Genomic DNA, 12,569 nt, shown 5'->3' with positions numbered 1-12,569 from the left:
AGAAAATTGTAAACAAGCCCTACCAATATTACTGATAAAAAAGCCGAGCGATCTGTTTGATCTTCGGCTTTATGTCAGCCAGTCGGATATTACCAAACCCCAGCACTGCACCACTCCAATCACGAGCATCACTTGATCCATATTCATAAAAGTCAAAAGGACGAATGATGATATTTTCAAACTCTGCTCTACGGCTCCACTCATGTTCAGATATCCCTTGATACCACTTCACTGTCACATGTAGCCCAGCAGCCTGACTGATCACTTCAAGATCGCCATGAAACTCACTTTTAATCGCTTCTATCATCGCTTCATGCTTGAGTTTGTATGAACGACGCATCTTTCTAATATGGCGCAATAAATCGCCTTCACGTACAAAGTCCGCCAGCGCTTCTTGTGTATGTGAGGCCGTGTCTCCAGTGAGCGCATCTTTAATCTCAAGACACTTCGCCACCAGACTTTCTGGCACCACCAAATAACCTAGTCGCAAGCCATTGAACATCACCTTACTCAGGGATCCGACATAGATGATGCGATCATCGAACCCTAACTTTCCCGCTAACCCTTGCATGCTGGTATAAGGGCGATGAGCAAACTGAAACTCACTGTCGTAATCATCCTCAATGATCCATGACTGATGTTGATTGGCCCAATCGATCAGTTTAAGTCGTTGCTCGGTATTCAAGGTCGTGCCCATTGGGTATTGGTTACTCGGCGTGACATACAGAGCCTTGGCGTTACTGGACAGCACTTTTTCAATATCTAACCCAACCTTTTCACGCACACTCACACCGTCTAGCTCTAGCCTCAACAGATCGATGATTTTATGCACTTGTCGATAGCCGGGCTCTTCCACAAGGATTTTGTCCCCCATAGCTAACGTCGCCATCAAACCAATTGAGATGGCTTGCTGCGCACCTGCGGTGATGATGATTCTATCGGTACTGCAGTGAACCGAGCGACTACTCGCAAGATACCCGCTCAATGCTTCCCTCAAGGCCAAGCTTCCCTGAACCTCTTGATTTCCCGCTATGTTCTGACGTGTAGAGTGACGTTGCAGCAGCCTCTGCCATTTCGCAAAAGGGAACGCATCTAAGTCAGGAACTCCGGGGGCAAAGCTGCGGTTAATGTCGTTAGGTGTCGCTATGTTTGCAGCCGGTTTACTGACTGTTTGTTTAACCTTCGGATCCTGAACACTGTTTGGCTGAGACAAACTTAGAAAGTGCTCTGGTTGTTCAACCGAGACATAAAACCCTGAGCCTTGCTTACTCTCGATATAGCCTTCGGTGACCAGTTGTTCGTACGCATAAATCACCGTATTTCGACTTACCGACAGTTCTACGGCCAACTTACGCGTTGAGGGTAACTTACTGCCCTTACTCCATAAATCTTGAACAATCTTTTCTCTGATCGCATGAAACAAGGCGGTTTGACGCGTGTCATGTTGCTCGTCTAACTGTAGGTCACCGACATCAATAGGCTGCATAACTGGATCCAAATAGTGTTTAAAAGTGGCTCTATTTAATAGACCAGTTAATCGCTACATTAATCAAAAGGCAATGATTAAGGAGCGATTATGTTATCTAGCACGAAAAGAACCACGATTAAAAAAGGGGCTCACAAAGCCGTATTTGAACAAGAGAAACTTCATCAAATCATAGATGAGAGCTTAATCGCACACATTGCATTGCAAGGCGAACATGGACCAATGGTTATTCCAATGCTCGCGTGGCGAGTGGATGATATGGTCTACATCCATGGTGCTAAAAACAGCCGCTTGTTGAAAGGCTTAAAAAAAGGAGAGCCAACCTGTTTAACGTTCACTTTGTTCGATGGTTGGGTGTTAGCTCGTTCGGCATTTCACCACAGTGCGCATTATCGTTCTGCAGTGGTGTTGGGGTCATTTTCAGTCATCGATGACAACCAAGAAAAAGATCGCTTATTGAACATCTTCATTGAGCAAATCGCGCCGGGAAGAACCGACGAAGTCAGGCTCAGTAATGAGAAAGAGCTCACCGCCACCGAGCTATTGGCGATCCCTTTAACAGAAGCCTCCGTGAAGATAGGTAAACATGGAGTGAATGATGATAAAGCTGATATGGATATCCCGGTATGGGCTGGCGTATTACCTTATCGAACGGTCGTTGGGCCATTAGAAACCGTTCCAGAGCAAGAAGGCATCATTGAAACACCAGATTACCAACAAGCCTATGGTGAGCGCTGGTATCAGAATTGATACGCAAAGATGGTCAACTTAATAAAATTGCATACAATCTGAGCTACAAAAGATTCAACATAGCAAAAGAATGTAGTCAGACGATGAGAACGAATAAGGATATTCTACCATTTGAAGGCTTGCTCAATGGCATTGGGCAAGTCTATTTCACACCGTCTGTTATGACGTCGCTTCTGCTATTGTTTGCCATTTCTATTGAGTCACTTGCGCTGGCTTTTCTTACCTTGTTTGGCGCCAGTTGCAGCTACGGATTTGCCTTACTGACCAATAAACCGTCTCATGATAGTGAGAATGGCATGTATGCGCTAAATGGCGCTTTAGTTGGTTTATTTATCGGTAACTTTTTTGGTGTCACCCCATTTTTGGTTGTAGTGACAATGTTAGGCGCATTACTCACAGTACCTATTGCCCGCATCGTATTCAGTTTTAAGAAATATCGCGGTTACACTAGTGCCTTTATCCTCACCAGTTGGCTGATTTATGCTATCCAATCAGCCTTGGATCTATCGGCATTTTCGCCATCCAACTCCGCATTGATACCCATCATCAGTCTTGAGGTAGGCTCGTGGTTCAGCTTACCAACAGCGGTGCTCCCGTTATTGAAAGGGATCAGCCAAGTCAGCTTTATCGATAATGCACTATCGGGTCTAGTCATCTTGGTTGCCATCGCACTCAACAATATCAAGCATGCGCTATGGGTAGTACTCACAGTGTTAATCAGCACTGTTTTTAGCCACATGATTGGCGCTTCTGGCGCGCTAATTGAGCAAGGTCTTTACGGGTACAACGCCACTCTTGCCACTCTAGCACTTGTGCTCTATCCGCGAATTCCTTGGCCGTTAATCCTATTAGGCATGCTGTTGAGCTGTCTCATCACACTTGGTTTTCATGAACTGTCACTGCTACCACTTACCGCGCCTTTTGTCCTTAGCACTTGGATAATCGTTTACCTATCCACTCATTTTAAAAAGCTAGATGAAGACTAATGATGATCAGTATTGACTATCAAAACGCTCAATATACTGCTTAGGCGTCAAACCTCGATGTTTCTTAAACATCCGATTAAAGCTCGCGACGTTGGTATAACCTAACCTCTTCGAGACCTCTTCCACTGGCACTGAATACATCAGTAGCTCTACCGCCACGTTGCTTAACGCATACCCCATAATGGTAGAAAAATTGATGCCCGATTTATGCAAACGGCGTTGAAACTGCTGCTCAGAGAGCCCTAATAAACTGGAAACCTTGTGAAGGGTTGGTAAACCAAAGTGGCGACTGTAGTTGATCATCTCATAGGTGACCTTATGTTCATCACCAGCATCTGGCATGTTTAGATAGTTATCCAAGTCATGAAAGTTCATCGCCAGATTTGCTTTACTGTTCGATAGTGATTGATTGATGGATAACCTCGATTCACTCGGGATCCAAACCTCTGTGCGAGGCTGTCCCCATTGAATCGTACAGCCGAAATATTCATGGTAGAGGTCAACATTCTCTCGACGACCGGCTATTGAAACCGCGACGGGTTTAAAGTCATCACCCAAATATCGACGTAAAATCTTCATAATGAAAACCGCGACTCTTATTGAGTCATGCACTTTACCCGTTTCTGAGTAAGCAGGATTGTCGTAGCACCATTTAATCATTGTCCCTACCTGTGCACCGTATAAGAACGCACCAGACTGTAAACAGTGCAGGCCAATGTTCACTCGACGGATCGTAGAAGCAAGATCATGTCCAGAAAAAAACCAGTTGGTTAACGGGCCTAATTTTTCAATATCCACTCGGTCAGACAGTTTCAGAATAATATCTGGATCATTAGTTTGCTGTTCAAGAAACCCATACCATTTATCGACTTCATTGACCGGAATAAGATTCATTGAGTTAGTAAATACAGACTTCGGAATACCTAAACGCTCCGTATTAACCACAGGGTTTGTGACAGCGTGTTGATAAATACCCAAAACCCCTAACGCTCTTAAGAAGTTACAATTGTTCATTCGTCGCTAACCCTTAGAAAGGAGATCATAGATCAAATCATATAATTGCCATTATCGAAGTAATTAGTAAATTTACAACCTGTAAATCCAACTTCCATCACACTCGGCGTTCAAATTTTACTTAGGGTTGATCAATGAGTTTACTAAGTGTCCCATTTGTTGGAACAGGCGCAGACACCGCATTACACGTCGTAGCTGGCGTTGTGTTGGTCGCAACAATCGCAGCTGCATGTTACGGCTTTTGGCGTGTTCATGAATTACCAATCAATAAAGCCCACAGTAAAGAGCATCACCAGCTCGGTTTAATCACAGCTTTAACTTGGATTGGCTTCATATGGCACTGGGTATGGGTACTTGCCGTCATTTTAGCGTTTGTTGATATGGAAAAAGCCATAATAAACCTGAGAGACACATGGAAAGCACCTGCGGAACCAACAGAACAACAAGTTAAAAATGATCAAGATGGGGAGAGCCAAACATGTTAGAAGGCTTAGCTCTGTGGGCACTGTTCATCTATCTACTTAGGCTTATTGGTATGCCATGGAATAAGGGCACCAAAGCATTTTCTTATCTAGGTGGTACATCATGGTTATTGTTTGTTTGGGTTGGACTCATTAACTACACTCCGATGGATCTCTCTGGAGGTTCAGTCGTTCAATCACCACACATTCAGCTACGTCCAGATTCAACCAATGTGTCAGGCAAAACAACCAAGGTTCACATTAGACCGAACCAAGACGTGATTGAAGGTCAGCTCATTTACGAAATTGATGACACCAAATATGTTATTGCAAGAGATAAGGCTAACGTGCAACTTGAATCGGCGAACGTTGCTTTGGATACCGCTCACCAAGAAGTGAGCATCGCTAAAGTAAGCTATCAGTCAGCGCTTGAAGATATCAAAGCCTCTGTCGCACAAATTGAATCAGCAAAAACAGACTTAGTCCTTCAATCGAAGACTCTCTCTCGTTACCAGCGACAAAACAATGTTGTTGAACATACGATTACTGAGGCCGACATAGACCAGCAAACGGCCAAGGTAGACTTAGCAACGCATAACGTCACCACTTTGGAATCTCAACTGAGTAAAAAAGAAGTCGACGCCGAGAACGCGAAGTTAAACATCCACAAAGCAGAAACCAACGTCAGTAAGAAACAAACTGAGGTAGATTCAGCAAAAGCAACATTGGCTCAAGCTCAATGGGATTTGAACAGTACCAAAGTAACAGCACCGACTGACGGCTTTGTAACTAACTTCATTCTTCGTGAAGGACAGCGAGTATCAATGATGCCTCGTATCCAAATGTACACTGAAGAAAAATACGTGTTAATGCGAGTGAATCACCAAGCTATTCGTAACGTAAAAGTGGGCCAGCCTGCTGAGTTTGCAACGGCGGTATACCCAGGCAAGATATTCTCCGCAACCGTAGAAGGCATTGTTGAAGCGACGGGTGAAGCACAAGCTAGCCTGTTAGGTATTGATGAACAAGTTCGTGTCACCACAGGTAGAAACCTTCAGAACAAGCACCACTTTGTCCGCTTAAAAATTGACGAGGCGGAAGGTTACGATATTCCAGTCGGCTCTGTAGGGTTAGCTTGGGTAAGCGGTGAGAAGCCTATCAGCTTTATGGCGTTCCTAGACGTAATACGCGGGATCATCATTAGAATGAAGTCCCAGTTATATTTCTTCTACTCGATCTAATACTTGTTTTAGATAAAACGATACAAAGCCCGTGAGATCTGAGATCGCACGGGCTTTTTATCTATTTTACCGTTAGTTGCAGACAGAGCAGCAAAAATCAAAAAACTAAGCAGTATTCAGTATTCAGTATTCACTTTTATCGTTTATTCCTTAATGACAAGCAATACAAATCGCAAAATGCAATTGCAAAACGCAACTGCCAACTTCCAAAATGCAAGCAAACCGTTTAAATACGCACCAAATTGCTATAAAACACCCATTTTACGTTGCTTTAAAAGTTGGCACACTAACTGCAATGTACATATTGACCCTTCTTAAGCCGAGGGTCACCTAGCCAACTGACGTTGTTAGTGAACCTTTCTTGTTCACGATATATATAGGCCAATTGCGAGTATTGCGATTGGCCATTTTTTTGCCTGCAATTTAAGAAACATCGTCCATCCAATATACAGACACCCATTCATAGTCATAATCGCTAGCATTCATAGTGAAGTTCAATTCTGGCTCATCACCTACGCCATAGAAAACGTTTTCTAATTATTTTTAATAATAAATATGAAAAGTAACCTTCTGTTTTAAATGTCTATTTTTAACATAACTGCCTTAATAGATGGCTTATTAACAAAACTAGCATTGACTATGTTATTTATATCACGATAATGCGCACGTTTGCCTGCAATACGGCGACCGTTAATTTTAATTTTGAACAATTGCGGAGGTAAAAAATGGCTGCGGATAATAACTACAGTCTTGGGCCGGTTCCAACATCGGCTAGGAAAGGAGTTGCTTCACTCACCATGGTAATGCTTGGACTCACTTTCTTCTCTGCAAGTATGTGGACAGGTGGTTCACTCGGGACTGCACGTAACGCAAGTGATGGGCTACGACCAAATCAACACCTCACTTGATTTGATCAGCAAGAACTCAGCACGCACACTGCATATCCAAGACAACTACGGCATTGAAGAAGGTAAGCCAGGAAGCTTACTAATTCTTCCTGCAGATAACGGTTTTGATGCAGTACGTCGCCAAGTTCCAGTGCAGTACTCTATTCGCCACGGAAAAATAATCGCAGAGACTCAACCAGCTAAGACTAAAATTAATTTAGATAAGACTGAAGATATCAACTTCAAACGATAATATCGTCTATACTAACGAAGAAAAGGAGGCTTAGGCTTCCTTTTTACTTTGTCATGGCGTGTAACTTTATAAACCTATCAGCTGTTGTAGGTAGCTTTTGTTAACGAGCGCAACATGACAAAAAAACTCGCTGATTTATCAATCAATGAGTGTACAACCCGAAAGACTGTGTTAACATGCACTCGCTCTGTTAGCCGGAGTTATTTAAGTTAGATGAATAGTAAAAAATGACATGTAAAATCGTTACCCGTTTTTGTAAGTAGTTTTTCCTTATTTCTTAGCAATATTAAATAATTCAATTATCAGCGCATTGCAGTAATGCAATCAACAATTTAGAAAATTTATGAATAAGGGACAAATTATGTCTAACACAAATACTGGCACTGTAAAATGGTTTAACGAAGAGAAAGGTTTCGGTTTCATTTCTCAAGACAACGGCGGCGCTGACGTATTCGTACACTTCCGTGCTATCGCTTCTGAAGGTTTCAAAACTCTGAAAGAAGGCCAAAAGGTTTCTTTCGAAGTTGAAAATGGTCAAAAAGGCCTACAAGCAGCAAACGTTGTTGCTCAATAATTAGCTTTTAGCTAAAAAGAATTTTAAAGCGCTGATTTTTATCGGCGCTTTTTTATGCCTGAAATAAAACTTCCACTGAGTTACTATCGCTTCCACACTCACCCGTACTACCCATTTTTCGGTAGAGTGTTTGAACTAGCTTAGCTAACCCATTATTGACCGCGATTGGTATTGCAGCCAACCCTCACCAACAGCCGTATCAACCCCTAAACCGGATCTCTCCTCTTTGGTCAAATAACACCCTATTTATTATTCGATATAAATATGCAATCGATTTCCATAATGAAAATGAGTTGTTTACCCAATCCTCATCCATTAATTATATAATTTTTAAAGCAAAGATCGGTAAAATCCGCTAATCTTGGTCGCAGTGGCTTAGTTAGTTTGGTATCTGCAGTAAAAATCATGAAAAAAGACGAATTTCAAAAATCCACCGCAAATCTAAAAAAAGCGGTGCCTCTTATGATGAAGAACCGGGTGTCTACGACACCTGCAAATTATGCACTTTGGTACACCTATATTGACAATGCTATCCCACAGCTGACTAAAGACATGGATGGTATCTTGGAATACTATGGCATTTGTCCTCCAGCCGTTGGTGAGCAGCTTTACAATAATTATGTTGCTAGCAAGTCTGAAACCAATATCAATGACCTCCGCGCTAATTTAGAATTGTTGGTCTCGGAAGTTTCGAATTCGATGAATGACACACTGACCGATACCTCTGCTTTTTCTGAGATGATTGATAAAAGCTTCGAGGATTTGGCCCGCGTTGACAATGAAAATTTATCGATCGATGAAGTCATGTCTTTAGTTCGTCAGTTAGTTTCGGAATCTCGTCATATTCGTCACTCTACTCAATTTTTAAATTCTCAGTTAAATTCTGCAACATCAGAAATCACTAAGCTAAAATCTCAGCTGGTAGAAGTGCAGAAAGATGCACTCTTTGACAGCACAACGACACTCTATAACCGTCGCTCTTTCGACCGTGATATAGAAACCTTATGTGAAGCGAAACAACCTCTGTGTTTAATTCTTCTCGATATCGATCATTTTAAAAACTTCAACGACACTTATGGCCACCTATTTGGCGACATGGTTCTTAAAGGCATTGCGCGCAAATTAAAACAAATGTGCCGTGAAGGTATTTCTGCTTACCGATTTGGTGGTGAAGAGTTCGCGATAATCGTGCCAAACAAATCATTACGCATTGCACGTCAGCTTGCAGACACCAACCGCCGCTCTCTAGAAAAGCTATCGATTAAAGATCGTCGTAGCGGGCAACAGGTAGGTAGCATCACCGCATCGTTTGGTGTTGCTGAGCTTGAACCCGGTGAATCGGCACAATCACTGATCGAACGCGCTGATAAGCTACTTTACGAAGCGAAGTCACTTGGTCGAAATAGAGTGATGCCGCTGTAGTCTACAATCATCTAAACAAATTTACAGTTTAACGGCGTACTTACTAAGCTCTAAGCTCTAAGCTCTAAGCTCTAAGCTCTAAGCTCTAAGCTCTAAGCTCTAGGCTCTAGGCTCTAGGCTCTAGGCACAAAAATAGACTCGTAATTGACATCGAAAGCAAAAAGCCCCAATCAATAACCAGTAGGTTAATCGTTGGGGCTTTGTCGTTTATGCATAGTCGTCAGTGTTTAATTGCTAAATACGTCTAGCTCTACATCTTTCATAAATACCAAAGATGTAGCTGTGACATTAAAGGGCGTAGCAATAGTTAAGACAGTAATCCTCACCGCTCTTAGCTCGGAACTCTTTGTCTTCGCTGCATGCTTTTGGTTTACCCTTCTCATCACCTTGAACTAGGCTGATCCAGTGACGTATTGCTGTAGTGATGCCTTGACGCTCCGTATTCGTTTGTACCGTTTCCATTGGCGACTGACCAAACGTGGTGCACGACTCTAACTGAATATCATCGATATCGACCAATTCAATACACCCCGTCCCTTTATGACAACCAAACATCACTTCTAAATGGCTTCCACTGCTATCTCGGAACAAGATTGAGTCTGGGTCACACTTCTCACCCATGTAAGCTACAAACTGCTTAGGATGCTTTAGACCACTGTGTTGGCCATCTTTGAAATAAGCCATGATATGAAGGTAATCAACTACATAGCTCGTTACATCTTGATGTGAGCCGTTCTCTAATGGAAACAATCTGTCTAGCAGTTGCTTCGCTTTGAGTTGCTTCTCAGTTTGCTGTTTGGCACTGATAGTCTCCACGGCAAAGACAGCTTCAGCGATAAATGGTTTTGTTTGTTTTTGGATTTCTGTTTTATCGAATGTCAGCATATTCATAGTCTTTCCCTCTTGACCAACCCGGTGAACATTCACCGATTTTTATAGCAAAAATGTGTCCTAGAGCAATTATTCCAAACTAACGTTTAACTTATTTGTCATTTTGTGAATTGCTTCGTTTGTAGACTAGCGCTTTTTTGCCTACAATTTCACAACAAAAATTTTACAATGTGAATTTTACAAATATGGCCTTGTCAAAAAGTTTAGTTCGTCAGTCTCATTTCCTAGGTACGAAAATACGTAACCTAAGAAAACGTAACCATTTAACGATGGAAGATCTGTCTGCGCGTTGTATTAGAATCAACCCAGAATACGCACCTTCCGTTTCTTACCTTTCAATGATTGAACGTGGAAAGCGCGTCCCAAGCATCGATATGCTAGAAGTAATCGCGCAGGTCTTTCAGAAGAACCCAACCTGGTTCCTTGACGACGAATCTGAACAACAAGCCATTGCTCCTGATAAAGGGAATCGTGGTGGGATAAGTGGCATGGCACTCGAGCCTAGCTTTCTTTTCTCCAACGACATCCTGCAAATTGCAATTCCAGAGATGCTATCGCAAACGGGGATCTCAGGCCGCCAGTTTGCACACCTCTTGATTCGAGCACACCAAGAAAGCAATCAAAACCACTTCCCTGACCTTGAGCGCGCAGCGGAAGAAGTTGGCTTGAAACGTCTTAACCTCAGCGTAGAAGACCTTATAGACATCGCTAGAAGCCTAGGAATTAACATCCGTTGGGTAACACGCACACCGAAAGACGTTGTTGATGAACTCGGAATTAATGCCAAACAGCTAGTCACTTCGTTCTTTGAACCTCCTAGCACAATCTTCTTAAATGAAATCCTGAAAGAGTACCCCACTCGTCTGAAATACGATTTATCGGTCTATATTGGCCATTGTATTCTGCATAGCAAAGAAGGCTTAAAGAGTGTGTTGTCGGTCGGCAACAACAACACATGGGACGACAACCAGGTTTCAGGCTCTTCGCAACTTAATTCTCAAGATATTCTTCAAGCATGGCGAGACTTTGAATCTAGCTTCTTTGCTGGCGCACTTCTTTGCCCGAAAGTTCCATTTAGACAGTTGCTTGACCGCACTGGTTACGAAATCGACGTTCACAAAAGAGCGGGGGTTTCCCCCTCTGTTGCTATGCGTCGAATGACGGTAGTATCGCCCTACCCTCACTGGCACTACTTTGATGCTTATGGGCCAGGGAAACTCAAGGCGGTGTACCGCGGGAACGGGATTCCACTGCCTTGGGGAAATATGAGAACTGTTGCCGACCCATGTCAACATTGGGCTATGTTTCGTCGATTGTCAGAACCTCGCGCAGGGAGTTCGGCTCAAATATCTATTTTAAATGTGGGTGATGAACCAAGAATCTACTGTTGTGAATCCATCAATATGACGGATCCTGCAGGTAACAATCGCGTATTGTGTGCTGGCATAGACCTTAACCCTGCAATTGATGCACAAGGCGGTAATTCAAGAGACATTGCAGAGCAACTTAAAGCATCATGCGTTAACAATGGTGGCTCTGTGGTAATCCCGCGTAACATCAAGAAAGATCTCACGACAATAGCCAAGATTCTAAATATAAATTGGATTGAACGTGGGATTGAGACAGAGGCTAGGCTTATCTGCTCCCGAGGTGGAGAATGCCCGCGCCAACCAAGCTGTTACTCAAAGTGTGGTGAGTGTTAGCGCAAGAATGGTATGAGCATGATTAGTAAATTGTCGTGCTCTGCTTGTTTTGCTTTAGCTAACTGCACTTAATAATAAGTGTAGTAATAACAATTAATAAAAAGTAATACCAACAAGTAGAACTCAAAATTCAGGCAAAAAAAAACCAATCACAAAAGGGTGATTGGTCATATATTTTGTGTGAACAATATGGGTTCACTAACAACGTCAGTTGGCTAGGTGACCCTCGGCTTAAGAAGGGTCACTATTACTAATGCACTATGCGTGCCAACTTTAAATATACGTATTTACTACGCATCTGAACACGTATTCGCCATAAATGCCTGTTTGTTTTGCAAACTGAAATTGCAAATTGCAAAACCCAACAAATCGCTAGTGATTATGTTGTTATTAATAGATCATTAAAGATTAATTTCTCTTCCTATAAATACCTACTTTTCAATAAATTCGATAGCTTCAACTCTGAAGAAACCTCTTCTTGTTTGCTTAGGGCGTGTTGATCTTTCGAGCTGATTTTTGCAGCGAGTTGCTGGGTATTTATACAAGGCAGAGGTTTCGATGTGTAGCTAGCCTACATGAGAAGCCGATAACGTAGTAGAAATGACCAGCAAACGCTGCCCAAAGGGTTCAGCTAAAAGCGTTTTACTCTTTGTTGAGGGAGATTTGCTTAGAATGACTAGGCGACTTCCCCCTCGCCGCGATTAAAACACTTTTAGCTCGAACAAAATTTAACCGCGAAAGGTCAACACGCCCTAATTACACCCATAAAAAAACGCGAACATTGAAATTCAATATTCGCGCTTGTTCGAGTTCGATAGCAGGAAATCGTCAATGAACGAGAACCCTCTTACGAAGCGATCTCGTTACATAATCTTTGCAAAGCTATCTGCTCAACGTTCTG

At 42.6% G+C, this 12,569-nt stretch carries 10 protein-coding genes and 2 pseudogenes; 9 read left to right on the top strand and 3 right to left on the bottom strand.

Features of this window, described 5'->3' with window-relative positions; all coding sequences use genetic code 11:
- Window positions 1-28: 28 nt before the first annotated feature.
- The gene (locus AB6C75_RS10455) at window positions 29-1,486 is read right to left on the bottom strand and encodes a PLP-dependent aminotransferase family protein (protein ID WP_009845689.1); all 1,458 of its coding nucleotides are present in this window, start codon (window positions 1,484-1,486) and stop codon (window positions 29-31) included.
- Between the two features lie 90 nt (window positions 1,487-1,576).
- Between AB6C75_RS10455 and AB6C75_RS10450 the strand changes: the two genes are divergently transcribed.
- The gene (locus tag AB6C75_RS10450; protein WP_012600303.1) at window positions 1,577-2,236 is read left to right on the top strand and encodes a pyridoxamine 5'-phosphate oxidase family protein; all 660 of its coding nucleotides are present in this window, start codon (window positions 1,577-1,579) and stop codon (window positions 2,234-2,236) included.
- Between the two features lie 83 nt (window positions 2,237-2,319).
- Entirely contained in the window at window positions 2,320-3,222 is a 903-nt protein-coding gene (locus AB6C75_RS10445; protein ID WP_372107723.1) for an urea transporter, read from the top strand.
- Window positions 3,223-3,228: 6 nt separating this feature from the next.
- Here the strand turns inward: AB6C75_RS10445 and AB6C75_RS10440 are convergent, their stop codons facing one another.
- Window positions 3,229-4,236 carry a helix-turn-helix domain-containing protein gene (locus AB6C75_RS10440; RefSeq protein ID WP_372107722.1) on the bottom strand — a complete coding sequence of 336 codons (1,008 nt, stop codon included), beginning with the start codon at window positions 4,234-4,236 and terminating at the stop codon, window positions 3,229-3,231.
- Window positions 4,237-4,370: 134 nt separating this feature from the next.
- Between AB6C75_RS10440 and AB6C75_RS10435 the strand changes: the two genes are divergently transcribed.
- The 6 genes and pseudogenes from AB6C75_RS10435 (at window position 4,371) to AB6C75_RS10410 (ending at window position 9,074) form a co-directional block, all read left to right on the top strand.
- Window positions 4,371-4,721, top strand: coding sequence for a hypothetical protein (locus tag AB6C75_RS10435; protein ID WP_012600300.1), 351 nt, complete (start codon window positions 4,371-4,373; stop codon window positions 4,719-4,721).
- Window positions 4,715-5,938 carry an HlyD family secretion protein gene (locus tag AB6C75_RS10430; RefSeq protein ID WP_372107721.1) on the top strand — a complete coding sequence of 408 codons (1,224 nt, stop codon included), beginning with the start codon at window positions 4,715-4,717 and terminating at the stop codon, window positions 5,936-5,938. The genes AB6C75_RS10435 and AB6C75_RS10430 overlap by 7 nt, the downstream gene beginning before the upstream one ends.
- A 725-nt stretch (window positions 5,939-6,663) precedes the next feature.
- Window positions 6,664-6,816: pseudogene (gene codB / locus AB6C75_RS10425) on the top strand (cytosine permease); the annotation flags it as partial.
- Window positions 6,779-7,078, top strand: a pseudogene (locus tag AB6C75_RS10420) (amidohydrolase family protein); the annotation flags it as partial. The pseudogenes codB and AB6C75_RS10420, both read left to right, overlap by 38 nt.
- Before the next feature lie 361 nt (window positions 7,079-7,439).
- Complete coding sequence (locus tag AB6C75_RS10415; protein ID WP_004730009.1) at window positions 7,440-7,652, top strand: cold-shock protein; 213 nt, start codon at window positions 7,440-7,442, stop codon at window positions 7,650-7,652.
- 405 nt (window positions 7,653-8,057) lie between these two features.
- Complete coding sequence (locus AB6C75_RS10410) at window positions 8,058-9,074, top strand: GGDEF domain-containing protein (RefSeq protein WP_372107720.1); 1,017 nt, start codon at window positions 8,058-8,060, stop codon at window positions 9,072-9,074.
- A 288-nt stretch (window positions 9,075-9,362) separates the two neighbouring features.
- Here AB6C75_RS10410 and AB6C75_RS10405 read toward each other — a convergent pair whose 3' ends face one another.
- Complete coding sequence (locus AB6C75_RS10405) at window positions 9,363-9,965, bottom strand: hypothetical protein (RefSeq protein ID WP_372107719.1); 603 nt, start codon at window positions 9,963-9,965, stop codon at window positions 9,363-9,365.
- Window positions 9,966-10,135: 170 nt separating this feature from the next.
- Here AB6C75_RS10405 and AB6C75_RS10400 point away from each other — a divergent pair, with 170 nt between their 5' ends.
- Complete coding sequence (locus tag AB6C75_RS10400) at window positions 10,136-11,668, top strand: DUF3612 domain-containing protein (RefSeq protein WP_372107718.1); 1,533 nt, start codon at window positions 10,136-10,138, stop codon at window positions 11,666-11,668.
- Window positions 11,669-12,569: the final 901 nt, after the last annotated feature.

The sequence above is a fragment of the Vibrio sp. 10N.237.312.B06 genome (assembly GCF_041464685.1).
GTDB classification, from domain to species: Bacteria; Pseudomonadota; Gammaproteobacteria; order Enterobacterales; family Vibrionaceae; genus Vibrio; species Vibrio tasmaniensis_A.
Note: the sequence above shows the minus strand (reverse complement) of the source record. Positions and strands in the feature narration are given on the sequence as shown.